The sequence below is a fragment of the Streptomyces sp. NPDC053474 genome (assembly GCF_044544845.1).
GTDB lineage: Bacteria > Actinomycetota > Actinomycetes > Streptomycetales > Streptomycetaceae > Streptomyces.
Genome location: NZ_JBITXV010000009.1, coordinates 87,316 through 109,458, shown reverse-complemented (window position 1 = coordinate 109,458; position 22,143 = coordinate 87,316). Strand labels below are relative to the sequence as shown.

21 protein-coding genes are annotated in these 22,143 nt (G+C 72.7%); 9 read left to right on the top strand and 12 right to left on the bottom strand.

Translation table 11 applies throughout. The features are described from left to right. The first annotated feature begins 7 nt into the window (after positions 1-7). The 3 genes from ACIG3E_RS22305 to ACIG3E_RS22295 all read left to right on the top strand — a co-directional run bounded on the left by ACIG3E_RS22305 (position 8) and on the right by ACIG3E_RS22295 (position 3,890). Positions 8-778, top strand: a complete 771-nt coding sequence (locus tag ACIG3E_RS22305; RefSeq protein ID WP_399619110.1) for an alpha/beta fold hydrolase — start codon at positions 8-10, stop codon at positions 776-778. Between the two features lie 150 nt (positions 779-928). After that, on the top strand, positions 929-2,095 hold the full coding sequence (locus ACIG3E_RS22300) for a 4-hydroxybenzoate 3-monooxygenase (RefSeq protein WP_399619836.1): 1,167 nt from the start codon (positions 929-931) through the stop codon (positions 2,093-2,095). A gap of 124 nt (positions 2,096-2,219) precedes the next feature. After that, positions 2,220-3,890 (top strand): methyltransferase, encoded by a 1,671-nt coding sequence (locus ACIG3E_RS22295; RefSeq protein WP_399619108.1) that lies wholly within the window; start codon positions 2,220-2,222, stop codon positions 3,888-3,890. A 3-nt stretch (positions 3,891-3,893) separates the two neighbouring features. On the opposite strand, the gene ACIG3E_RS22290 is transcribed toward ACIG3E_RS22295, so the two are convergent. After that, a complete protein-coding gene (locus ACIG3E_RS22290; RefSeq protein WP_399619105.1) occupies positions 3,894-4,910 on the bottom strand; it encodes an ArsR/SmtB family transcription factor in 1,017 nt (338 codons plus the stop codon). A 322-nt stretch (positions 4,911-5,232) separates the two neighbouring features. On the opposite strand from ACIG3E_RS22290, the gene ACIG3E_RS22285 reads away from it, so the two are divergent. Together ACIG3E_RS22285 and ACIG3E_RS22280 are read left to right on the top strand one after the other, a co-directional pair. Then, positions 5,233-5,592: a hypothetical protein gene (locus tag ACIG3E_RS22285; protein WP_399619103.1), complete on the top strand. Its 360-nt coding sequence runs from the start codon at positions 5,233-5,235 to the stop codon at positions 5,590-5,592. Positions 5,593-5,642: 50 nt separating this feature from the next. Beyond that, positions 5,643-5,933: a hypothetical protein gene (locus ACIG3E_RS22280; RefSeq protein WP_399619100.1), complete on the top strand. Its 291-nt coding sequence runs from the start codon at positions 5,643-5,645 to the stop codon at positions 5,931-5,933. A 215-nt stretch (positions 5,934-6,148) separates the two neighbouring features. Here ACIG3E_RS22280 and ACIG3E_RS22275 read toward each other — a convergent pair whose 3' ends face one another. Continuing rightward, a complete protein-coding gene (locus tag ACIG3E_RS22275) occupies positions 6,149-7,456 on the bottom strand; it encodes an MFS transporter (RefSeq protein ID WP_399619098.1) in 1,308 nt (435 codons plus the stop codon). 122 nt (positions 7,457-7,578) lie between these two features. On the opposite strand from ACIG3E_RS22275, the gene ACIG3E_RS22270 reads away from it, so the two are divergent. Together ACIG3E_RS22270 and ACIG3E_RS22265 are read left to right on the top strand one after the other, a co-directional pair. Then, positions 7,579-8,034: a winged helix-turn-helix transcriptional regulator gene (locus tag ACIG3E_RS22270; RefSeq protein ID WP_399619096.1), complete on the top strand. Its 456-nt coding sequence runs from the start codon at positions 7,579-7,581 to the stop codon at positions 8,032-8,034. 112 nt (positions 8,035-8,146) lie between these two features. After that, complete coding sequence (locus ACIG3E_RS22265; protein WP_399619094.1) at positions 8,147-9,373, top strand: cytochrome P450; 1,227 nt, start codon at positions 8,147-8,149, stop codon at positions 9,371-9,373. 94 nt (positions 9,374-9,467) lie between these two features. Here ACIG3E_RS22265 and ACIG3E_RS22260 read toward each other — a convergent pair whose 3' ends face one another. Continuing rightward, complete coding sequence (locus ACIG3E_RS22260; protein ID WP_399619091.1) at positions 9,468-10,376, bottom strand: LysR family transcriptional regulator; 909 nt, start codon at positions 10,374-10,376, stop codon at positions 9,468-9,470. Between the two features lie 70 nt (positions 10,377-10,446). Here ACIG3E_RS22260 and ACIG3E_RS22255 point away from each other — a divergent pair, with 70 nt between their 5' ends. Both ACIG3E_RS22255 and ACIG3E_RS22250 read left to right on the top strand, forming a co-directional pair. Beyond that, positions 10,447-11,385, top strand: a complete 939-nt coding sequence (locus ACIG3E_RS22255) for an NAD-dependent epimerase/dehydratase family protein (RefSeq protein WP_399619088.1) — start codon at positions 10,447-10,449, stop codon at positions 11,383-11,385. 16 nt (positions 11,386-11,401) lie between these two features. Then, positions 11,402-12,286: an aldo/keto reductase gene (locus ACIG3E_RS22250; protein WP_399619085.1), complete on the top strand. Its 885-nt coding sequence runs from the start codon at positions 11,402-11,404 to the stop codon at positions 12,284-12,286. A gap of 40 nt (positions 12,287-12,326) precedes the next feature. Here ACIG3E_RS22250 and ACIG3E_RS22245 read toward each other — a convergent pair whose 3' ends face one another. The 9 genes from ACIG3E_RS22245 to ACIG3E_RS22205 form a co-directional block, all read right to left on the bottom strand. Further along, a complete protein-coding gene (locus tag ACIG3E_RS22245; RefSeq protein ID WP_399619082.1) occupies positions 12,327-13,592 on the bottom strand; it encodes a cytochrome P450 in 1,266 nt (421 codons plus the stop codon). After that, positions 13,589-14,209, bottom strand: coding sequence for a GTP-binding protein (locus ACIG3E_RS22240; RefSeq protein WP_399619080.1), 621 nt, complete (start codon positions 14,207-14,209; stop codon positions 13,589-13,591). The genes ACIG3E_RS22245 and ACIG3E_RS22240 overlap by 4 nt, the downstream gene beginning before the upstream one ends. Next, positions 14,190-14,546, bottom strand: coding sequence for a DUF742 domain-containing protein (locus ACIG3E_RS22235; RefSeq protein ID WP_242714144.1), 357 nt, complete (start codon positions 14,544-14,546; stop codon positions 14,190-14,192). Before ACIG3E_RS22235 ends, ACIG3E_RS22240 begins: the two co-directional genes overlap by 20 nt. Next, complete coding sequence (locus ACIG3E_RS22230; protein ID WP_138957469.1) at positions 14,543-14,962, bottom strand: roadblock/LC7 domain-containing protein; 420 nt, start codon at positions 14,960-14,962, stop codon at positions 14,543-14,545. Before ACIG3E_RS22230 ends, ACIG3E_RS22235 begins: the two co-directional genes overlap by 4 nt. A 124-nt stretch (positions 14,963-15,086) precedes the next feature. Then, positions 15,087-16,946, bottom strand: a complete 1,860-nt coding sequence (locus tag ACIG3E_RS22225; RefSeq protein WP_399619076.1) for an ATP-binding protein — start codon at positions 16,944-16,946, stop codon at positions 15,087-15,089. Between the two features lie 405 nt (positions 16,947-17,351). Next, positions 17,352-19,196 (bottom strand): asparagine synthase (glutamine-hydrolyzing), encoded by a 1,845-nt coding sequence (asnB, locus tag ACIG3E_RS22220; protein ID WP_399619074.1) that lies wholly within the window; start codon positions 19,194-19,196, stop codon positions 17,352-17,354. Positions 19,197-19,263: 67 nt separating this feature from the next. Next, the gene (gene panD, locus ACIG3E_RS22215) at positions 19,264-19,686 is read right to left on the bottom strand and encodes an aspartate 1-decarboxylase (RefSeq protein ID WP_399619072.1); all 423 of its coding nucleotides are present in this window, start codon (positions 19,684-19,686) and stop codon (positions 19,264-19,266) included. 61 nt (positions 19,687-19,747) lie between these two features. Beyond that, complete coding sequence (locus tag ACIG3E_RS22210) at positions 19,748-21,166, bottom strand: aldehyde dehydrogenase family protein (protein WP_399619070.1); 1,419 nt, start codon at positions 21,164-21,166, stop codon at positions 19,748-19,750. A 10-nt stretch (positions 21,167-21,176) separates the two neighbouring features. Beyond that, the gene (locus tag ACIG3E_RS22205) at positions 21,177-22,142 is read right to left on the bottom strand and encodes an alpha/beta hydrolase (RefSeq protein WP_399619068.1); all 966 of its coding nucleotides are present in this window, start codon (positions 22,140-22,142) and stop codon (positions 21,177-21,179) included. Position 22,143: the final 1 nt, after the last annotated feature.

Sequence of the window (22,143 nt, the reverse complement as noted above, 5' to 3'; positions counted from 1 at the left end):
TCGAGGCATGCGGGGGTACTTCACAGCAGGGAAGCAGCAGTTGTCCTTTCTGGACTCCGGTGGTTCAGGCCGTCCACTGCTGGCCCTTCACGGGCACTACAACGAGGCGTCGGCGTTCGCCCCGCTGGCCGAGGCGCTGGCGCCGCAGTGGCGCGTCATCGCCCTGGACCAGCGCGGGCACGGCGAGTCGGACCGCGCCGAGAGCTATCGAAGAGCCGACTACGTGGCTGACGTCGCGGCGTTCCACCGCCATCTGGAGCTCGGCCCGGTGCCGGTCCTCGGCCACTCCATGGGCGGCGTGAACGCCTATCAGTACGCCGCCCGGCACGCGGACCAGGTCACCGCCCTGATCGTCGAGGACGTCGGCGCGGTGGTGGACGCCGACTGGTCGATGGCCACACAGCTGCCTCTGAACCAACCGTCACGCGAGGCCCTGGCCACGGCTCTCGGTCCGATGGCGCCCTATCTCGCCTGCGCCTTCCGCTCCTCCGACGCCAGATGGGGCTATTCGTTCGACATCGAGCACACGGTGCTGTCCCATCAAGCCCTCACCGGCTCCTACTGGAGCGACTGGGATGCCGTGACCTGCCCGACCCTGCTGATCAGGGGAGCGGACAGCGTCGTGCTGCCGCAGGGCCATGCCCGTGACATGGTCGCCCACCGGGCCGGTCGGGCCGAGCTGATCGAGCTTCCGGCCGGGCACCTCGTGCACTGCGACGCCCCCGCGGCGTTCGCCACCGCCGTGCGTACGTTCCTCTCCCAACTCCTGTCGGCGTGAAGGCGCTTCCGCGCGCGCCCTCCTGGCCATGTCTCACCAGGCCAGTGCCACGACCGGGTGATAGTTCGGCCAGAGACAGAGATTTCCCTGCATAAGATCTGCCTTGTGACAGAAGATCAGCACATGCCCACCGTCGACGGCTCGGCTGACGTGGTGGTGCTCGGCGCAGGCCCAGCGGGGCTCGTCCTCGCCAATCTGCTGCTCGCGCGCGGCGTCGACTGCGTCGTGCTGGAGCGGGCCGGACTCGACCACCTCCACGCGCGGGCCCGGGCGGGATTCCTCGCGGCCAACACCGTACGCGTCCTGGAGCGGCACGGCTTGGCCGACGGGTTGCTCCAGCGCGGGCACACCCACAGCACGTGCGAGTTCCGTACCGAGGACGGCCGCTTCCAGTTGGACTACAGCACGCTCGGCCGCGGGGAAGTGCACTCCGTCTACCCCCAACAGGACCTGGTCGAGGACCTGTTGGCGCACTACCTGGCGGGCGGCGGCCGGATCAGCTTCGGCACGGAGGCGGTGGCCGTACGGGACGCGGACGGCGAGGAGCCGTCGGTGAGCGTGCGCACGGCGGACGGGCGGCCCGGGCGGTGGCGGGCGCGGTACGTCGCCGGATGCGACGGCCGCCACGGGGCGGCGCGGCGCTCGATCCCGGACCACTCGGTCCGCCGCTTCCACCGCGATCACGGCGTGACCTGGCTCGGCCTGCTCGCCGAGGCGCCCCCCAGCCTCGACGCCGTCGGCTACGCGGTCCACGAGCGGGGTTTCGCCGGACACATGGCACGCACCTCCGCCGTCACGCGCTACTACCTCCAGTGCGAGCGCGGCACCCCGGCCGACTCCTGGTCGGACGAGCGGATCTGGGACGAACTGGACCTGCGCATGGGGGCCAAGGAGTACGGCCCGCTGCACCGCGGCAGGATCGTCCAGCGCAGCGTCATCGGCCTGGAGTCGGACGTCCTCGAACCCCTCCGGTACGGCGCGCTCTTCCTGGCAGGCGACGCCGCGAGCCTGATCAGCCCGTCCGCCGCCAAGGGGGCGAACCTCGCGGTCCTGGAGGCCGAGCTTCTCGCCCGCGCCCTCATCGACGACCTCACCCGCAAGGACCCCACCGGCGTCGAGAGCTACTCGGCCCGCTGCCTCGCCCGCATCTGGAGCGCGCAGGAGTTCTCGCACTGGATGATCGAGCTGCTGCACGGCGCCCCCGGCAGGGACGACGCGTCCCGCTTCCTCAACCGCACGCGCCGCTCCCGCCTGGCCGCACTGCGCACCTCGCGCAGCCAGCAGGACTGGTTCGCCGAGCGTTACGTCGGCGTGTGAGGAACCCTCGCCTTCGACCACTCCCGCCTCACCCCACCTTCGCCTGAGACCGCTCTCCCCTCAGGCCGCTCACTCCCCCTCGGATCTCCCCCGCCTCAGCTCTCCCCGGAATGAGGACGCCCCGTTGATCACGGCGTTGTCGGACGACACCTCGCGCCTGCGCGCGACGGTCGACTTTGTCACCCAGCAGGACAGCGAGTCCCTCCTGCCGCTCCTGCTGCCCGGGCTCGACGGCCCGGAACTGCGCGCGCTCGTGGAGCGGTGCCGCTTCGCGCACGCCGCGCTGCTCGTCTTCCCCGTCCACGCGCTGGCCCTGGAGGCCACGCTGGCCGAGTGCGGCCTCATCGCCCCAGCACCGCCCCAGCCGAGCGTGGTCGTACGCGAACGCCTGGCGCTGCGGCACCGCCGCATGGCCGACGACCTGGACGTGCGCATCCTGCGCCCAGTGGTGGTCGGCCGCGACGGGCAGCGCCGGACGGTGGAGGTGTTCGCCCTGACCGTGCCGCCGGGCTCGGACCTGGAGGAGGTCGCGGCGCTCGAACTCGCCCGGCACGACGAGGCGCACGTCGCCTTCGAAGTGCGGGCCCCGGACCCGCTGGTGCTGCGTGGGCTGCGCGCGTCCTTCGCCTTCCACGGGGCGCTCCCGGACGGCGGCGGATACAACCCGCACGAGAACGGCACGGTCTTCTACTTCGCCGCGCCCACCGCGTCCCGGGCCGGATACCGCCGCATCGAGCTGTACGCCCCAGGGGACCACCGCCGCCAACTCGCCGCGCACCTGGCCGAGTTCCAGCGCCGGCAGCCGCCCGAGGAGCTGCTGCGGCTGCTCACCGGGGCCTGGACCACGCAGGCCCTGACCACCGCCGCCCAGCTGCGGGTGCCCGACGCGATGGAGACCGACCGCCCCGTCGACGCCGGGGCCCTGGCGAGCAAGGTGGCCGCGGACCCGGACAGCCTGACGGCGCTCCTGCGCTACCTCGCCACGCTCGGCGTCGTGGCCGAGGAGGCTCCCGGCAGCTTCCGGCTCACCGCCCTCGGCGCGCTGCTGCGCACGGAGGGCACCGGCTCCATGCGGCCCCTGGCCCTCTTGTACGGCGGGCCGTTCTACCAGTCCTTCGCCGCCCTCGCACACACCGTGCGCACCGGGCAGGTGGCCTTCGAGCACCTCTTCGGCGCCCACCACTTCGACCACTTCGCCGCCGACCCCCACCTCGCCGAGCTCTTCGACCAGTCCATGGCCGCGAACTGGCGCATGTTCGAGCCGCTTCCCACCCACCCGGTGCTCACCGCGGCGGCCCGCAAGCCGCGGGGAGCCACCGTGGTCGACATCGCGGGCGGCAACGGGGAGCTGCTCAGCCGCGTCCTCGCCGCCCATCCGGAGCTCGACGCCGTGCTGCTCGAACGCCCGCACGTCGTCGCGGCCGCCCGCCGTCGCCTCGGCGCCACCCGGTGCGCGTACGTGGCGGGGGACTTCGCGGACGTACCGGCGGGCGCGGACGTCTACCTCCTCTGTCGCGTGCTGCACGACTGGGACGACGAGCGGTGCCGCGACATCCTGCGGCACTGCGCCCGTGCCATGCCCGCCGACGCCGACCTGCTCATCGTCGAGCGCCTACTGCCCACCGACAACTCGCCCTCCCTCGCCACCGCCTGGGACCTCCACATGCGGTGCAACGTGGGGGGCCGCGAGCGCACCGCCGACCACTACGGCCGACTGCTGGCCGACGCGGGCCTCACCCTGGCCGGGCACCGGCCGCTGCCGCTGGACGGCCACGTGCTGCACGCCCGCAAGTGAGGGCTAGCCGGTCGGCGGCGGCCCCGCGTCCAGCAGGGCGCGGCCGAGCGGGGTCAGGGCGTGCCTGACCCCCGGGCCCTCCCGGCGGGTGGTGAGCAGCCCGGCGGCCCGCAGCACCGAGGCGTGGTGGCTGGCCGTCGCGGCGGAGGTGCCGATGCGCCGGGCCAGCTCGACGGTGCCGACCGGGCTCCGCACCTCCTGGAGAGTCCGGGCCCGGGTGGCACCGAGGAGGGCACTCAGGCCGCCCTCGGCCGCCTCGGTCTCACACGTCACCACGGAGGCGCAGTCGAGGAGGGAACGCGCGAGCGGGTAGCGCAGGACGAAGGGGCGCTCGGGCTCGGCGTTGTCGACGAGGACGAGCGGCCTCGGGCAGAAGAACGTCGGGACGAGCAGCAGCCCGCGGCCGCCCAGTTCGAGGTCGGTGTCCATGTCGCAGGGCACGGTCAGGACGCCCCGGACCCAGGAGATCTCGGGGTGCAGGGTGCCGAGCAGTCCCTCGACGCCCGTGTCGACGGCGGTCAGGGCGCGCTGGGCACGGTCGCTGTGGGCGCACGCGAGGAGTTGCGACCAGTAGGGCGCCACCGCCAGGGCGTGGTAGGAGCGCAGCTCACGGCGGACGAGCGCCGCCCAGGTGCGGTCCCCGTGGTGCAGTTCGTGGATCCAGCGCGGCGCGCGGGGCCGCAGCATCCGCGTGGCGCGCCAGTCGGCGGCCCACTGGCTGCCCGGCAGGGACCAGGTGTGGTCGAGGCTGTCCGTGAGGCTGCCGGTGACGGCGTGCGTGAACACCTCGGGGACGTACTCGCCGACGCCCGCGGGTGCCAGGTCGAACAGGAGCCCCATCTCGGGCCGCAGGGCGCGGCGGGTGCGCTCGCGCCAGCCGGACAGGGCCGCGGTCGCCGCCCGGTCGGGCCGCTCGACCTGGAGCAGCGGCAGGCTCAGGACGGTCTCGGCGAGGGGGTCGGGGCGGTCCGCGACGCGTATCCGGGACAGGTCGTCGGCGGTGAGGTGGAGGCGTAGCACCGTCGTGTCTCCAGGCGCTCGGCGGGTCGGGGCGCGCGCCCGGCGGCGGTCGGTCCGGCCGTCGTCGGCCGAGCCGCGCGATCACGCTAACCGGCGCGGCGCCGACCGGGACGGCCGCGTGCCCCATCTGGCCAAAGTGCTCTCCCCAGGTCTATGGAATGTCCGATTTCGATGTGCCTCGAAGGGCTTTGAGCGGCTGATGGGGCGGTGGCGAGACTGGCTCACGTACAGGGGGGAGGACCCGGTCGGCGCCGCCGCACGGTGTAGGCCGGGCCCCTGCCGACCGTCACGGACAAACCGACGCACCAGGGAGCGGCCCACCATGAAGCCCCACCGTCGAAACGGCCGCCGAGGAGTCGCCGAGGCCCGCCCGTCCGCGTGGCGTACGCGCTGCGCCGCCGTGGCCCTCGTCGCCTCGGCGTGCCTCATCGGAGGCATCGCCTCCGCCCAGGCGGCCCCGGACCTCGGCCAGCGGCTCACCGCGCCCGAGGTGAGGACGTTCACCGGCAACGGCACCGGCACCTCGCCGTCCCAGGCCGTGGACGGCGCGGTTCGGGTGGCGTACACCGTCGCCCAGTCCGCTGGCTGGCAGGCGAACCAGTGCCATGTCCGCGGCACCGACGTCAGGTCGGTCGGCGGCGGTGTGTACGCCGCCGTCGCCAGCCTGTACTGCCAGCGCTGAACCACACCGCTGCCCACCGACCAGTACCACTGACCGAAGGAGATACCGACATGACCTCGATGCTCGTCCGGGGCGGGGCCGCCATGCTTCTCGCGGGGCTCGCCGCGCTCACGCCGACCGTCGCGCACGCCGACGTCAGCGCGCAGGAGACGCAGTCGTTCACGGGCACCGCGTACGAGAACAGCCCCAAGGAAGCGAAGCGTGAGGCCGAGAAGCAGGCCCGCCACCAGGCGCTCATCACCGGCTACCTCAATGAGCAGTGCGTGCTGCTCTACGCCGACTCCTACCGGCTCGCCCCCGGGTACTACGGCGCCAACGCCGCGATCAGATGCACCCGCTGAGCGGCTGAACACCCCGCTGGGGCGCACCGGCACCGCGCCCCAGCGCGCGCTCGCGGGAGGAAGGCGTGGTCACCCGGGGATTCTCCCCTACGGGCCCCGCCCGGTGACAGCCGCTCGCGGTGCCGCCGTGCGCTACCAGGTCGTCGCTTCCCAGTCCCGCTCGACGGCGAAGAACCAGCCCACGCGGTCCCGCCCTTCGGGGCTGCGGAAGAACATCACGTGCGCGAGCCGCACCGCCCCGCGGTCGAGCTGGACGCCGATCCCGGCGTACCGTCCCGGGTGAAGGCCCACGCCACGAGGCCGAGGCCGCTGAACGTGGCGCCCAGGACGCAGACGGCGCCCCAGCCCGCCGCCTCGTAGAGGGACGTCGCGGCGATGGCGCCGGTGGCGCTGCCTATCGAGTAGAAGACCATGTATCCGCCGATGAGGCGGCTGCCCGCGTCCGGGTGCAGGGCGTAGATCAGGGTCTGGTTGGTGACGTGGACCGCCTGGACGGCGAGGTCGAGGAGGATCACTCCGGCGGCCAGGGCCCACAGGGAGCTGCGGGTGAAGGCCAGGGGCAGCCAGGAGGCGGCGAGCAGGGCCAGGGCGATGCCGGTGGTGTGCCGGGAGCGGCCGCGGTCGTTGAGGCGGCCCGCCACGGTCGCGGCCAGGGCGCCGACGACACCGATGAGGCCGAACGCCCCGATCTCGCTGTGCGACAGGGAGTACGGGGCCTCGCTGAGCGGGAGCGCGACGCTGCTCCACAGGGTGCTGAAGGAGGCGAAGATCAGCAGGCAGAACAGGGCGCGCAGGCGCAGCAGCGGTTCCCGTACGAACAGGGTGACCGTGGAGCGCAGGAGCTGTCCGTAGCGCAGGGCGCTCGGCGCGGCGGCGCCGTGGCGCGGCAGGACGCGGTACAGGACGAGGGCGAGCAGGGCGGTGAGCGTCGCCGACGCGAGGTAGACGGCGCGCCAGCCCGCCAGGTCGGCGATGAGGCCGGACGCGGTGCGGGCGAGCAGGATGCCGGTGACCACGCCGCTGGTGACCAGGCCGACGACCCGGCCGCGCCCGGCGGCGGGTGCCAGGGAGGCCGCGAAGGCCACGAGCGTCTGCGTGACGACGGCGAGGAGCCCGGTCGCGGCCATGCCCGCGAGCAGCAGCGCCGCCGTGGGGGCGACGGCGACCACGGTCAGCGCCGCCACGAGGAGCAGCAGTTGGGCCACGATGAGCTTTCTGCGGTCCACCATGTCGCCCAGCGGTACGAGGAAGAAGAGGCCCAGGCCGTATCCGACGTGCGTGAGGGTGACCACGCTGCCGACGAGGGCCGGGCTCATCGCGAGGTCCTCGCCGATGGTCACCAGGAGCGGCTGGGAGAAGTAGACGTTGGCCACCGCGGCCCCGCAGGCGATGGCGAAGAGGATGACGACGCCCCGGGTCAGGGCGAACACGGGCCCCTCCCCCGCGGGTCCGCCCCTCACGCGCCCTTCTTCGATGGCCTCCGCTCCGGTTCCGCGCGTCACGGCCTCACCGTTTCCGGGCATGGCTACCCCTCCGCAATCTGGTTTCATCTTGCTACCAATGACGACGGTGACGGTAGGCCTTTTTGGTAGCATGTTGCAACCAGCCTGCGAGGGCACGAGACCGGGTGAGAGCGAGGGACACCATGGTGACCAGGACGCGTTTCGACGACAGCGAATGTCCCGTCGCCCGGTCCGTGGACGCGATCGGCGACTGGTGGTCCCTGCTGATCGTGCGGGACGCCTTCGACGGGAGCAGGCGCTTCGGGGAGTTCCAGCGCAGCCTCGGCGTGGCGAAGAACATCCTCACCGCGCGGCTGCGCGCCCTGGTCGCCGGGGGCGTCCTCGCCTCCGTCCCCGCGTCGGACGGCAGCGCCTACCGCGAGTACGTCCTGACTCCGAAGGGCAAGGCCCTCTTCCCCGTCATCGTGGCGCTGCGGCAGTGGGGCGAGCAGAACTTCTTCGCCCCGGACGAGCCGCACTCACGGCTCGTCGACCGTCGGCAGGAGCGCCCTCTGCGCCCGCTCGAAGTGCTGGCCGCGGACGGGCGGCGCCTTGACCCCGACGACACCACGGTTCACAAGGTCTCCCCCACGCGGTGAGGCGCGGCTCGCGCGGGCGTCTCCCGGGAAATCCCGCCCCGCGCACCCTGTCGGTTCCTTTTCTTGATCAATAGGGTGGCCCCGCCACGCAGTTGTTCCCCTAAGGAGCCCCGTGTCCACTGCTCAGTCCATACCGGACATCCTCTCGGCCGAGTTCGCCGCCGACCCCTACCCCGTCTACCGCGCGCTGCGCGAGCACGCCCCGCTCCTGTGGCACGAGCCCACCAAGAGCTATGTGGTCTCGCGCTATGAGGACGTGGCACGCGTCTTCAAGGACAAGGAGTCGGTGTTCACCACCGACAACTACGACTGGCAGCTGGAGCCCGTGCACGGCCGGACGATCCTCCAGCTCAGCGGGCGCGAGCACGCGGTGCGCCGGGCCCTGGTCGCCCCGGCCTTCCGGGGCAGCGAGCTCCAGGACACCTTCCTGCCGGTCATCCGCCGCAACTCCCGCGAACTCGTGGACGCCTTCAGGGACCGCGGCTCGGCGGACCTCGTGGCGGAGTACGCGACCCGCTTCCCGGTCAACGTGATCGCGGACATGCTCGGCCTGGACAAGGCGGACCACGCGCGGTTCCACGGCTGGTACACGAACGTGATCGCCTTCCTCGGCAACCTCGCGGGCGACCCCGAGGTGCGGGCCGCAGGCGAGCGCACCCGCGTGGAGTTCGCCGCGTACATGCTGCCCGTCATCCAGCGGCGCCGCGAGGAGCCCGGGGACGATCTGCTGTCCCGGCTGTGCGCCGCGGAGGTCGACGGGGTGCGCATGAGCGACGAGGACATCAAGGCGTTCTGCAGTCTGCTGCTCGCGGCGGGCGGCGAGACCACGGACAAGGCGATCGCGAGCATCTTCGCCAACCTCCTCACGCACCCCGAGCAGCTCGCCGCGGTGCGCGCCGACCGGTCCCTGATCGACCGGGCGTTCGCCGAGACGCTCCGCCACACCCCGCCGGTCCACATGATCATGCGGCAGACCGCGGCGGAGGTGGAGCTCGCCGGGGGCACCGTCCCGGCCGGGGCGACGATCACCTGCCTGATCGGCTCGGCCAACCGCGACGAGGAGCGCTACGGCGACCCGGACCGCTTCGACCTCTTCCGGGACGACCTCACCACCACGACCGCCTTCTCCGCGGCGGCCGACCACCTCGCCTTCGCCCTCGGCCGGCACTTCTGCGTGGGCGCGCTGCTGGCCCGCGCGGAGGTCGAGACCGGCGTCAACGACCTGCTCGACGCCCTGCCCGACCTGCGCCTCCCGGACGGCTTCGCCCCCGAGGAGCACGGCGTCTTCACCCGGGGGCCGCGGACGCTGCCGGTGCTCTTCACCCCGGCGCCGCGCTGAGCGGCCCCGGGCCGCCGGGCGAGGCGTTTCACAGGCGAACACCTACGGAATGTGAAACGCCACCCCGTCGGCGTTCGGCGGGCCCCATGGCGGATCAACGCCCGCTGTGCTGCGTCGCCTGCTCGCGAAGGGCGTGCATGAGCGTCGTGACGTGGGGCCGGTCACGGCCGTTGATCGCGGCGACGCCGATGTGCCGGATCGGGGCCGGCGACTTGAGCGAGACGGTGCTCAGCCCTGGGATCTCGGGGGTGAGCGCGATCGAGGGAATCAGGGAGATTCCCATGCCTGCGGCGACGAGGGAGCGGGCGAAGAAGTAGTCGGTGGTGGTCCCGCGGATGTCCGGATCGAAGCCGGCCCGCTCTGCGTAGCGGCGCAGGTATGACTCGGTCTTCAGACAGCCGAGCACCCAGGGTTCCGCGGCCAGTTCGGCGAGGTCGAGCGAGTCGTGGCCGACGAGTCGGTGCCCCTGGGGCAGGACGACGTGCAGGGGGTCTTCCAGCAGGGGCGTCCAGTCCAGGCTGGTGCCGGGACGCGGACCGACGGGGAGTGGGCCGTCGAAGTGGTAGGCGAGGGCGAGGTCCACGGCGCCCTGCCGGACAAGGGGAAGGGTGTCTTCGGGTTCGCCCTCCCTGACGTGGAGGGCGGTGCGGGGATGGGCTGCCATGAGCTGGGCGAGCGCGGATGGCAGCAGGAGCCTGCCACCGCTGGTGAAGGTGGCGACGGTGAGCTGGGTGCGGCCGGTGCTGAGCTCGGCGATCTGCTGTTGTGCGTGTTCGAGCTCGGCGGCGACGGATTCGGCCGCGCCGACCATGATGTGGCCTGCCGGTGTGAGGGTGACGCCTCGGGTGCTGCGCGCGACGACCTGGGCACCGAGACCGCGTTCGAGCGCAGCCACCTGCTGGGAGACGGCCGAGGGGGTGAGGCGGAGCACCGCGGCCGCTTGGTTGAAGCTGCCGTGCTCCGCTACCGCCCGCAGGACGCGGAGCCGCTGCACATCGATCAACAGTTTTCCTTAATGCGTATCAAGTAAGTCGGGACTTCTACTGATGACGATAGGTATCCAGGATGGGGGCATGCAAAGGATCTGCGTCATCGGCGGAAGCCGGTACTTCGGAAAGCTCCTGGTGGAGCGCCTACAGGCCGCGGGCCACCAGGTCACCGTGGTCAACCGCGGCTCCACCCCGCCGCCCGTCGGCGTCGACCACCTCGTCGTCGACCGCAACGACGAGGCCGCCCTGACGGCCGCGCTCGACGGCCGCGTCTTCGACGCCGTGGTGGACCAGGTTTGCTACACCCCGGTACAGGCCGCCATCGCCACTCGTGCCCTTGCCGGCCGCACCCGGCGCTACGTCATGACCTCCACGATCGAGGTCTACGACCCCGACACCGCCGCCCTGCCGCCCGTGCCCTCGGGGACGCCCGTGCCCGAGGAGAGCGTGGACCCGACCACTTGGCAGGTGGCCATGGACCTGCCCTGGCACGACGACGCCTACCTGCAGGCTCACTACGCCGAGGGCAAGCGGCAGGCCGAGGCCGTCTTCGCCCATGCCGACGGCTTCGCCTTCGCCGCTGTGCGCAGCGCCCATGTGCTCGGCGGCGGCGCAAGGGAGTTCACCGGCCGACTGACGCACTATGCCGGGCGCATCGCCCGGGGCGAAGAGGTCACTGTGCACGCGCAGGCACTGCCCACGGTCTTCATCCACTACGAGGAGCTGGCGGACCTGCTGTTGTGGGCGGCCGCGGCCGACTTCACCGGCCCGGTCAACGCCTGCTCCGACGGCCCGCTCGACGTGCGCGATCTCGCCGAGATCGTCGCCACGCAGGCCGGCCGGGAGGCCGGCTACCGGACCGTCCCGGCGGGCGAGAAGGCTTCGCCGTTCTCCTTCGACCGCTACTACGCCATGAGCAACGCCCGCGCGAAGGCGCTGGGCTTCTCCTTCTCCCGCACCAGCGACTGGCTGCCCGGCGCCGCCGCCGAAGCCCTCGCCGCATCCGCCGCTCCCACCGCGTAAAAGGAACAAGGCCACCATGCAGTACCGCACCCTCGCCCACACCGCCGTCAGCGCCATCGGCCTGGGCGCCATGCCGCTGTCCATCGAGCACCGCCCGGACGAGACGCGGGCGATCGCCACCGTCCACGCCGCCCTCGACGCCGGTGTCACCTTGGTCGACACCGCCGACAGCTACCACTGGCACGCCGACGAGGCGGGCCACAACGAGCTGCTGATCGCCCGCGCCCTGGCCCGCTACGGCGGCGACACCTCCCGTGTCCTGGTGGCCACCAAGGGCGGGCGCGGCCGCCCCGGCGACGGCAGCTGGACCGTCACCGCCACCCCCGCCCACCTCAAGCGAGCCGCTGAAGCCTCCGCCAAGCGTCTGGGCGTCGACGCGATCGGCCTGTACCAGCTGCACAAGCCGGACCCGAACGTGCCCTGGGCGGAGTCCGTCGGCGCGCTGCGCGAGCTCCTCGACGTCGGCACCATCCGCGCCGCCGGCATCTCCAACGTCACCACCGCCCAGATCCGGCAGGCACATCAGATCCTCGGCGACGGACTCGTCTCCGTACAGAACCAGTACTCGCCCGCCGTCCGCGACAGCGAGCCCGAGCTGCGGCTCAGTGAACAGCTGGGGCTGGCCTTCCTGCCCTGGAGCCCCCTCGGCGGCATCTCCCGCAGCTCCCTCGACGGCCCCTCCGGCCACACCTCCGTTGGCACAGCCTTCCACCGCGTCGCCGCCGACCACGGCGTCAGCCCTCAACAGATCGCCCTCGCCTGGCTGCTCGCCCGCTCCCCGGCGATGATCCCGGTGCCCGGAGCGAGCCGCCCGGCCACCATCACCGACTCCGCCGGGGCCGTGGAACTCACGCTGGACACGCAGGAACTGGCGGAACTTGAGGACGTTCTGCCGAGCTGAGCCGCGTGGGCGTTCCGCCCCGGCGGGCGGAACGCCGACGCTACTGGGCCACCGGCGTGAACTGGACGGGCAGGGCCGTCAGTCCGCGCATCCACACCGAAGGCCGCCAGGTCAGCTCCGCCGGGTCGACGCCGAGGACCAGGTCGGGCAGCCGCTCCAGGAGCGTCTCCACGGCCGTACGGGCGATGACGTCGGCGAGCAGCGGAGCCGGATAGGGGCAGCGGTGCTCGCCGTTGCTGAAGGACAGGTGCGCGGAGTTCTCCGAGCCGACGTGGGCGCCGGGCCACAGCTGCGGGTCGGAGTTGGCCGCGGCGAGGCCGAGGACCAGGCAGTCGCCCGCGCGGATCTGGCGGCCGCCCAGCTGGGTGTCGCGCACCGCCCAGCGCCCGATGAAATTCTGCGTGGGGGTGTCGAGCCAGAGCACCTCGTTCAGGGCCTGGCCGACGCTGAGGCGCCCGCCGGAGACGTTCAGGGCGAACCGCTCGTCGGTCAGGAGCAGCCGCAGCGTGTTGCAGATCCAGTTGGCGGTGGGCTGCTGCGCGGCGGCGATCACCGAGATCAGGTCCTGGACGACCTCCTCGTCGGTGAGCCCGGCCGGGTGCTCCAGCATCCGCGAGGTGACGTCGGCCGCGGGCCGCTCACGCCGCTCCTTGACCAGCCGGTGCACGCGCTCGCCCACCCGCCCGTACGCGGCGACCGGGTCGTCGCCCTCGGCGGTGTCGAGGGACATGCGCAAGTCCTCGACGAGGCCCTCGGTGTCGGCGGTGCCCGGCGGCATGCCGACCATGTGCACGGCGGCCCGCATGGCCAGCGGGTGGGTGTAGGCGCTCATCAGCTCGGCGGCGCCGCGCCCGGAGAAGGAGGCGATCAGCTGGTCGGCGATGTGGACGCACTCCCGGCCGAGTTCGAACTGGTCGACGCCCTCAAGGGCCTCGGTGATCACACCGGCGCGCTGCCGGTGCTCGGCGCCCTCGGTGAACAGGACGGACGGCTGGTAGCCCACGAAGGGCAGCAGCGGCCAGTCGGCGGGGATCCGGTCCCACTGGTTCCAGCGCCGCGAGTCGCGGGCGAACAGCTCGTCGTGCGCGGTGACGTAGCTGACCTCGGAGTAGCCGAGGACCAGCCAGGCGGGCACGTCACCGTCGAGGAGGACCGGGGCCACGGAGCCGTACCGGCCGCGCAGCTCGCGGTAGAGCTCGAAGGGCGTCTGCTGGTACTCCAGGCCGCTGAGGGGCACCGCGTCACTGTGTGCGGGGCAGCCGGGCGGCGGGGTGCCGGGCGCCGCCGGTCCGGTGGCTTCGGTCATGCTGTCAGTTCCCGTTCCCGTGCCAGGTGGTGGAGGTGGTCGACGAGGGTGATGAGCACGTTCTTGCCGGACGAGCGGACCCGGGCGTCGCAGTCGACGAGGGGGACGTGCGCGGGCAGCGCCAGGGCGGTGCGGATCTCGTCCAGGGAGTGGTAGGCGTGCTCGCCGTCGAAGCGGTTCACGGCGACGACGAAGGGCGTGCCGTGGTGTTCGAGCCGGTCGATGGCGTACCAGGAGTCGTCCATCCTGCGGGTGTCGACGAGCACCACCGCTCCGAGCGTGCCGGAGAAGAGGCGGTCCCACAGGAACCAGAAGCGCTTCTGGCCGGGCGCGCCGAACAGATAGAGCACCAGGCGGTCGTTGAGGCTGATGCGGCCGAAGTCGAAGGCCACGGTGGTGGTGGTCTTGGCCGACTGGGTCGGCACCTGGTCGACGTCCTCGCCCGCCCGCGTCATCACCTCCTCGGTGTTGAGGGGGCGGATCTCGCTGACCGAGCGGACCAGGGTCGTCTTGCCGACCCCGAAGCCGCCCACCACGACGATCTTCAGACCGGACTCGGCCGTGTCGCGCAGCGGTGTCCGGGCCTCGGGCGGCAGCTCAGAGGTTGCGGAGCCCATGGAGCACCTCCGTGAGAAGAGCGGAATCGGGCAGCGCGGCGGACGCCGCCACGCGCGGGTGTCGGGCCGTGATGCGGCCGGTGTCCTGGAGGTCCTCCAGGAGGATGCGGACGACCGTGACGGGCAGCGACAGCTCGGCGGCGATCTCGACGACGGCCGTCGGGTGGCGGCACAGGTCCAGGATGCGCGCGTGCTCCGACTGCTGGCCGGGCGACGGCTCGCACTCGGCCACGATCAGCGTCACCAGGTCGAACGCGCCGCCGTCGGACCGGCTGCGCCCACCGGTGATGGTGTACAGCCGGTCCGGGTCGCCCACGTCGACGGGCCGCCGGGTCATGACGCGGGGTTGGTGAGGCCCTGGCCGCGCGGCTCGGCGCTCAGGTGGTCCCCGATCTGCGCCACGAGCTGGGACATCTGGTTGCCCACCACGCCGGGGTCGGCGTCCTCGTCGGCTATCACGGCGAGGTGCGCGCCCTGGCCCGCCTCCACGACGAACAGCAGGCCGCCGTGGAACTCCGTCATGGAGTGCCGTACGCCGCCCGTGCCGTCCCCGAACTCCATCGACGCGCCCTGGGCGAGCGCCTGCATGCCGGAGCAGATCGCGGAGAGCTGGTCCGCCTGGTCCAGCGTCAGGCCGGGACTCCAGCACAGCTTCAGGCCGTCCCGGGAGAGGACGAGGGCGTGCCGGGTGCCGGGGGTGCCGTCGAGCAGGCTCTCCAGGAGCCAGTTCAGGCTGTTGTCGGTGGTCGTCATCGTGTGTCGGGGCCGTCACCGGGGGGTGCGAACGCCCGTGCCTCCCTTTCGGTGTGCGGGGCGGGGGTAGAGAAGCGGTCCTTGCGGTCCCATGGGGCGGGCCGGTCAGCGCGGGGTCGGGCGGCTACTCGGCCCGCGGCGGCTGGGGGTTCTCAGCCGTGTCGTCGGCGGCGGCCCGGCGGGCGCGGTGGAACGCGCCGAACCGGTCCCCGATGCTCTGTCCGGAGCGATGCCGTTCGTCCTGCGAGGCGCTGCTCGCGCCGGTCCGCTCGGCGTCGGGGCCGGTCCGCCGGTCCTCGTGCGGATCGCCGGAGTGCCGATCGCCCATCTTGCGTTCGGCGGTGCGCCGTTCGGTCGCGGCGTGCGCGGCGGCCATCGTGCGGCCGGGGCGCCGCACGGGCAGGCCGCCGGGGGTGGCCTCCGTAGCAACGGGTGCTTCGGGGCCGTCCGCGGGGTCGTCCTCCGGAGGCGTCGGCCACACCGGGGCCGACGAGGAGGGCGTCGACGGCGGCGACGCGGGACGGCTCGCCTCGGTGGCCTGCGGCTCGGCGGTCTGCCCGGCTGCCGGAAGAGCCGGGGTCTCGGTGACGGGGGCCTCGGTCGAAGGGGCCGCCGCCGTGCGGGCGCTGTCCGGCTGGGGCTGCTGTGCCAGGAGCTGCGGGGGCAGCAGGATGACGACGCCGGTGCCGCCGCGCGAGGAGGGGCGGAAGTTCACGCTGACCCCGTACTTGACGGCCAGCCGGCCGACGACGGCGAGCCCGAGCCGGGTGCCCTGGAGCAGCGCGAGGTCGGCGGCCTGCCCGGACACGGACTCCTTGGCGCGGCGCAGTGCCGCCTCGGACATGCGCAGGCCGCTGTCCTCGATCGTGATGACGACGCCGGTGCGCGACTCCTCGACGTAGACGTGGACCTCGTCGATGGGCGGCGAGAAGTTCGCGGCGTTGTCCATCAGTTCGGCCAGCAGGTGCATGACGCCTTCGGCGGCGAAGCCGACCACGGCGGCCTTGGTGGAGCTGTGCAGCCGTACGCGCTGATAGGCGGCGATGCGGCCGACGGCGCCGCGCAGGATGCTCTCCATGACGATGGGCTTGTTCCAGGCGCGGCTGGAGCGGCCGCCCATCAGGAGCGCGAGCCGGTCGGTCATCAGGCCGAGCTGGGACGTGCTGTGGTCGAGCCTGAGCAGGTCGCCGAAGACGTCCTCGCCGTGGCGGTCCTGCATCTCGCGCAGGTCGGCGAGCATGCTCACGGACTTGGCCTGTACGCGGCTCAGCGCCTTCGCGCTCGCGGCCTGGGCCGCGGCCGCGCGCCGCTCGCTCAGGGCGAGTTCCCGCACGGCGGCCTCGGTCAGGTCGCGCAGCGCGGGGTCGGCGGGCCAGGTCACGCTCGCGAGGACGCGGTCCACCGAGGCGCCGCCGCGCAGCGCGCCGACGACCGCGGGGAGGGTCTCGGTGCCGAGCAGCCGTACGTCGTCGGTCACCCGGGCCAGGTCACCGGCCGTGTGGTGCTGGGCGGCGGCCGCGCCCGCGGCGCGCCCCTCGGCGTCGGCGAGGAGGGTGACGCAGACGTTCAGGAGCTCGCGGTACGCCGGTTCGGCCGGGGGCCGGGTCTGGTGCAGGGCGTCCTGCGGGCCCGCGCCGTCGCGCAGGGACCGCGCCACGGTCGGCAGGGTCACCTGGGACATGTGGATCACTTCGGCGCCCCGGGCGCCCAACTGCGTCTGGGCGCCGGTCAGCTGGCTCTCCAGCTGTGCGGCGTGCGCCCGCAGCCGGGCCGCGCCCGCGCGCCCCGTCCAGACGACGACGGCGAGGAGCAGCCAGCCGGCCACGGCAACGGCGGCCACCCAGCCGCGGGCTGCCGACGGCGCGAGCCCCGCCGCGACGGCTCCCGCCACGGCGGCCGCCCCGAGCAGGAGCAGCGGTAGCGAGGACGCCGTTCGCGGAGTGCCGGCTATGCCGGACGGACGCCCATCAGCGGACAAAGTCATTCCGTGACCCCTCGGTCTCGGCACGGGGATGCAGGCTGTCGGCCCGCCCTCACATCGGTGCCGTCGCGAAGGAGGCCCGCTTCGGGCCGCGGCCCTCCGACGGCTGCGCAGGGTCATGCTAATCGCAAGATCGTGTGGCTGTGGCAAGCACCCTGAACTGGAGCCTCCGCCTAGCGGCGTTCGTCGCGAAAGGAGCCTCGGGTGCCGGGCCTGTGTTATAGGACCCGCCGCTGGGTTTCGACATCTGGGCCGTCCCGCACCGTCGAGTCGAACGTTTCTGCACTCCGTCAGATGCCCCTCCCCCGTGCCACGTAGGAGAACGTCCCGCTCAAGTCCGGACAGCGAGCGATCATTTTCAGCCACGCAGGCTCGGCACCCTACGCGCCCACCCGCTGCCTCGCTCGGTCAGAGCAGCAGCCGCGGGCCGTAGAGGTCGATCCACGTGTGCAGGTCGAGGAACTTCTCTAGCGCGGCTCGGAGCGCCTGCGGGCGCGGATGGCCCGTGGGGCCGACATGCGCGGCACGGGTGGCCGCCGCCCTGTCGAACAGGGCGAAGACCTGGTGGTCCCGGTCCGCCAGGACCTCGCGCACCTGCCTCTGGAGCGCGGGGACGTAGTGCCGGTCCTGCGTCATCGGGTAGGGGCTCTTCCGCCGCATGAGGACGCCGTCGGGCACCACGTGGCGGGCCGCGGCGCGCAGCACGCTCTTCTCCCTGTTCTGCGCGGTGTGCAGGGACCAGGGGACGTTGAAGGCGTACTCCGCGACGCGGTGGTCGCAGAACGGCACCCGCACTTCCAGGCCCACGGCCATGCTGAGCCGGTCCTTGCGCTCCAGCATGCCGGTGAGGCTGCGGGTGAGGTGCAGATGGAGCAGTTCGCGTGACCGACGTTGAGCGGGGCTCTCGCCGTCGAGCACCGGGGTCGCGGAGAGGGCTTCGCGGTAGCGGTGGTCCGCGTACCCGGGCAGGTCGAGGACCGGCGCCAAGTCCTTGGGCAGGAAGGCGCGCTCCTGCCGCGTCTGGCCGAGCGCGGCCGTCAGCCAGGGAAACCCCGCGGCTTGCCGGAGGCCGGTGTCGTGGAACCACCAGTAGCCGCCGAACATCTCGTCGGCGCCTTCCCCGGACAGCGCGACCGTGGACTGCTCGCGTACCGCGGTGAAGAGCTGGATCAGGGAGTGGTCCATGTCGCCGCGCCCGATGGGCAGGTCCCTGGCGCGGACGGCGGCGCGGCGTACGTCGGGTCCGGCGAGGTCGCTGGCGTCCAGCACGATGTCGGTGTGGTCGGTGTCGAGGTGCTTGACGACCTCGCGGACGTGGGGTGCGTCGGGGCTGACGTTGTGGTGGTCGGGCGTGAAGTGGTCGGTGTGGCCCTGGAAGTCCACGGAGAAGGTGCGCAGCCGCTCTCCGTGCCCGCTCAGGGCGTCGGCCGCGAACCCGGCGATCGCGCTCGAATCGAGCCCTCCGGACAGGAGCAGGCAGCGCGGCACGTCCGCGACGAGCTGCTCGCGCACCGAGCCGCTGAGGAGTTCTTCGACGTGCGCGGTGGTCGCGTCCGCGTCCTCGGTATGAGGCCTGGCGGTCAGGCTCCAGTACGTGCGCTCGCGCGCGCCGCGGCGGTCGAGCGTCAGGAGGGAGGCGGGGCGCAGTTCCCGCATCCCGCGCCAGATCGCCGCGCCCGGCGTCTTCACGCCGAGGAAGATCTCGCGCAGCCCGTCGTGGTCGACGGCGGCCTCGACCGACGGGTGCGCGAGGAGGGCCTTGGGTTCGGAGCCGAACAGCAGGCCGTGGGGCGTGCGGTAGTAGTAGAGGGGCTTGATGCCCAGGCGGTCGCGGACCAGGAGGAGGCGGTCGGTGCGGCCGTCCCAGATCCCGAAGGCGTACATGCCCCTCAGGTGCTCGACGAGGCCGTCCCCCCACTCCAGGTAGGCCCGCAGGACCACCTCGGTGTCGCCGGTGGTACGGAAGTGGTGACCGCGGCCGCGCAGCTCCTGGCGTAGCGCGACGAAGTTGTAGACCTCTCCGCTGTAGGTCATGACCACGGGTCCGTCCGGCGTCGCCGCGGTCATCGGCTGTGCGCCGCCGTCGAGGTCGATGACCGCCAGGCGCTGGTGTCCGAGCGCGGCGTGCCGGTCGGTCCAGGTCCCCGAGGCGTCGGGGCCCCTGGCGCGCAGCGACCGGATCATGCCGATGACGGTCTCTTCCTGGCGGGTGAGGTCGGCGTCGAACGCGATCCATCCTGCGATGCCGCACATCAGGTCTCCCCGTTTCGTCGTTCGGTGCTGGATCCGGGACGCGTGCCGGGTGGTGGGGGCCCGGCCATCAGTCGACGAAGACGTGGTCGCCCCGCGTGGTGTCGCTGCCGGGGAGCGGCTCGGCCGGATCGGACCCCAGTGCGCGGATGTTGTTGTCCTGGTCGACGTGGACGACCTTGGGCGCGAAGCGGGCCGCTTGCTCGTCGGGGACATGGGCGTAGGCGATGATGATGACGAGGTCGCCGGGGCTGATCAGCCGGGCCGCCGCGCCGTTGATGCCGACGACTCCGGTGCCGCGCGGGCCTTCGATGAGGTAGGTGGACAGGCGGCTGCCGTTGTTGATGTCGACGATGTCGACCTTCTCCCCGGGCAGGAGGTCGGCCGCGTCCATCAGATCGCGGTCCAGGGTCAGCGAGCCGACGTAGTGCAGGTCGGCCTGGGTGACGGTCGCGCGATGGACCTTGGACTTGAACAGGGTGCGGTAGTACATGGCGTCTGCCTTTCTCGTACGTGTTCCGGCGCGGGGAGGTCGCCCGGGGGTGTGGGGTGGATCAGGTCTGTACGGCCTTGGTCTCCAGGAACTCCTCGAGGCCCGCGGTGCCGCCCTCGCGGCCGTTTCCCGACTGCTTGTAGCCGCCGAAGGGCGCGTTGGGGTCGAAGGGCGCTCCGTTGACCTGCACCTGTCCGGCGCGCAGCCTGCGGGCCATGGCGAAGGCGCGGTCCCCGTCGGCCGACCACACGGCTGCGGCCAGGCCGTACACCGTGTCGTCGGCGATCCGGAGGGCCTCTTCCTCAGTGTCGAACGCCTCGATGGCGAGGACGGGACCGAATACCTCCTCGTGGTGCACAGCCATGTCCGGGGAGACCCGCGACAGCACGGTGGGGCGCACGAAGAACCCCCGGGGCAGGTCGGCGGGCGGGTCCTCTCCCCCGGTGACGAGGACGGCTCCGGCGGCCCGGGCGTCGGTGATGTGGCGCCGTACCCGCTGGAGTTGCCCGGCGGACGCCAGTGGCCCCAGCCGCGTCCGCTCGTCCTTGGGGTCTCCCGGTGCCCAGCCGGAGGCCGTGTGGCGGGCCAGTTCCTCCACCTCGGCCAAGGCGGGGCGGGGCACGATCAGGCGGGTGAGGGCGGAGCAGGTCTGGCCGTTGTTGAGGAACGCCGACGCCATGACGGCGGGCACGACACGGGCCGGGTCGGCGTCGGCGAGCATGAGCGCGGGGCTCTTGCCGCCGAGTTCGAGCGTGACCTTCTTGAGGGTCTGCGCGGCCAGGGCGCTGACCCTGCGGCCGGTGCGCGTGGAGCCGGTCAGGGACACCACGTCGACTCCAGGGTGGACCGCCAGGGCTTCGCCCGCCTGCGGTCCGGTGCCGCTGACGAGGTTGAACACCCCGGGAGGCAGCCCGGCGGAGGCGATGACGTCGGTCAGCTCCCAGACGCTCAGGGGCGCGACCTCGCTGGGCTTGAGCACCACGGTGTTGCCCGCGGCCAGTGCGTAGGCGACCTTCGCCGCCGCCTGGTGCACCGGATAGTTCCACGGGGTGATGGCCGCGACCACTCCGTACGGCTCGCGGAGGAGCCGTGAGGGCCCCTGTCGCTGTTCGAAGGGGTACTCCAGGGCCGTACGGGCGGCGTGGTGGAAGCTGTTGACGGGCAACGTGACCTGTACGGCCCGGGAGAAGGACAGCGGGGTTCCGACGTCCTGGGTGATCAGCCGGGCCAGGGTCTCCGCGCGGCGGCCGAGCTCCGCGGCGATGGCGCGCAGCCACCCGGCCCGCTCCCGCACTGGTGTGGCCGCCCACCCGTCAGCGGCGGCGCGTGCCGCGCGCACTGCGGCGTCGACGTCCCGCGCGGTGGCGTCGGGCACGGCGGCGAGCGGTTCCTCCGTCGTGGGGTCGACGACGGTGAGCGAGCCGGTGTGAGGGCACGGCACCCAGGCCCCGTCGATGTACAGGCGGTCGTAGGCGGGCATGTGTATCTCCTCAGCTGGCACGGCTCGGGGCCACGCCCTCGGCGGGGAAGCGGTCGTGCAGCCACGCGGTGATGTCGGCCCGCGCCTGAGCCGCAGCGGACGACTCGCACATCAGGAAGAAGACGTGCAGCGCACCGTCGTAGCGTCGGACGGTGCCGGGTACGCCGCTGGTGCGCAGGTAGTGGCCGTAGGCCGTCGCCTCGTCGCGCAGCGGGTCGTACTCCGCGGCCAGGATGAGAGCGGGGGGAAGCCCCGTGTGCCGCTCGGCGAGCAGCGGTGCGGCGTACGGATGGGCCGCGTCCTGCGGGGAGGCGAGGTAGAGGTCCCAGAAGTGGGCCATGGCGGCACGGGTGTTGAGGTACCCCGTCGCGTATTGGCGGTAGGAGACGAAGGGAGAGTCCGCCGCCGGAGCGAGGCTCGGGCAGATCAGCAGCTGCGCGGCGATCGCTGGCCCGCCGCGGTCCCTGGACATCAGGCACGCCGCCGCTGCCAGGTTGCCTCCCGCGCTCTCCCCCGCGACCACGAGGCGCGCGGGATCGGCGCCGAGGTCCTCCGCCCGCTCGGCCAGGGCGGCGATCGCGGCGTACGCGTCCTCGGCGGGGCCGGGGAACTGGGTCTCCGGGGCGCGCCGGTACTCCACGCTGGCCACGACCGCGCCGCACGCGTTGGCCAGCTTCCGCAGGGGCTTGTCCACCAGCTCCACGTCTCCGGCGATCCAGCCGCCGCCGTGGAAGAACACCATCAGCGGGCGGGGGCCGGGGCGCGCGGAAGGGTGGTAGACACGCACCGGCAGCTCTCCGGCCGGACCCGGCACACGGGTCTCGGTGATCGCCCCGACCGGCTCGGCCTCGCCCTGGACCCGGCGCAGGCCGCCCATCAGCTCGCGGACCGCGGGCACGCCGACCGATTCCAGAGGGGGCACGCGCTGCTGGGAGAGGTGGTCCAGGAACGCCGCGGCTTGCGGGTGCAAGGGCATG